Source organism: Pseudomonas sp. P5_A12 (assembly GCF_056400685.1).
Map to the genome: position 1 here is coordinate 1 of NZ_JBFUKU010000569.1, position 1,351 is coordinate 1,351.

Genomic DNA, 1,351 nt, shown 5'->3' on the forward strand with positions numbered 1-1,351 from the left:
TTCGTAAACCCTGAGTTCTCGGTTTGACTGATGTACCTCCGTGCCTGATCTTATGACTGCTGCGCAGTCGGACGCAGGCTTCGCCAGCTGCTGCATAGAAGCGTCGTGCACCGTGAGTGATATGTCGTGCGACAGGCGCATTCGGCCACACGGGCCTTATGTGGTAGGCTTTGCTGGTTTGCACGATGGGCGGTTATGACCCGGTGTTTCGGTACGGGCGTTCTGATCGTTTCATTTGTCCGCCTTCAGGAGTTCTCATGCGTCTGACCCAGATTTTCGCCGCCGCCGCCATTGCGTTGGTCAGCACCTTTGCCGTCGCCGATGACGCGGCCGACAAAGCCATTCGTAAAAGCCTGGAAAACCTCCAGCTCGACGTGCCCGTCGAAACCATCACGGCCAGCCCGCTGCCAGGTCTGTACGAAGTCAAACTCAAAGGTAGCCGCGTGCTGTACGCCAGCGCCGACGGCCAGTACGTGGTTCAGGGCTACATGTTCCAGCTCAAGGACGGCAAACCGGTCAACCTGACCGAGAAGACCGAACGGCTGGGCGTTTCCAAACTGGTCAATGACATTCCTGTCGCGGAAACCGTGGTGTATCCGGCCATCGGCGAAACCAAGTCGCACATCACCGTGTTCACCGACACCACCTGCCCGTACTGCCACAAACTGCACGCCGAAGTGCCTGAGCTGAACAAGCGCGGCATCGAAGTGCGCTACGTCGCGTTCCCGCGCCAGGGCCTGGGCTCGCCGGGTGATGAACAGCTGCAAGCGGTCTGGTGCTCGAAAGACAAGAAAGCGGCCATGGACAAAATGGTCGATGGCAAGGAAATCAAGGCCGCCAAGTGCGAGAACCCGGTTTCCAAGCAGTTCGCCCTCGGTCAGTCGATTGGCGTGAACGGTACACCGGCCATCGTTTTGGCCGACGGCCAGGTCATTCCGGGCTACCAGCCAGCGCCACAAGTCGCCAAACTGGCACTGAGCGCGAAGTAAATTCGTATCGTCAAGGTCAGCCATTGACGATCATGGTCCGGCAGCATCATCGCCGGTCCATTAATAGGGAACCGCGAGCACGCGGTTGTTTTCACGGCCGACCTTGAGTCGGCCGTTTTATGGGGAGTTCACAGTGAAACCGGTCAAAGTAGGCATCTGTGGGTTAGGAACCGTCGGTGGCGGTACCTTCAACGTACTTCAGCGCAACGCCGAGGAAATTGCTCGTCGTGCCGGGCGTGAAATCGAAGTGGCACAAATTGCCACGCGCACGCCAAAGCCTCAGTTCCAAACGACCGGTATTGCGATTACCAACGATGTCTTCGAAGTGGCCACGAACCCTGAGATCGACATTGTTATAGAGC

1 protein-coding gene and 1 pseudogene are annotated in these 1,351 nt (G+C 58.0%); both read left to right on the top strand.

Features of this window, described 5'->3' with window-relative positions; translation table 11 throughout:
• The first annotated feature begins 257 nt into the window (after positions 1-257).
• A complete protein-coding gene (locus tag AC1DSG_RS31180) occupies positions 258-989 on the top strand; it encodes a DsbC family protein (protein ID WP_477794296.1) in 732 nt (243 codons plus the stop codon).
• Positions 990-1,122: 133 nt separating this feature from the next.
• Positions 1,123-1,351, top strand: a pseudogene (locus tag AC1DSG_RS31185) (homoserine dehydrogenase); the annotation flags it as partial.

Bases quoted from the DNA above. Each gene is read 5' to 3' on its own strand.
- AC1DSG_RS31180 (WP_477794296.1), top strand. From the start codon at position 258: ATGCGTCTGACCCAGATTTTCGCCGCCGCCGCCATTGCGTTGGTCAGC.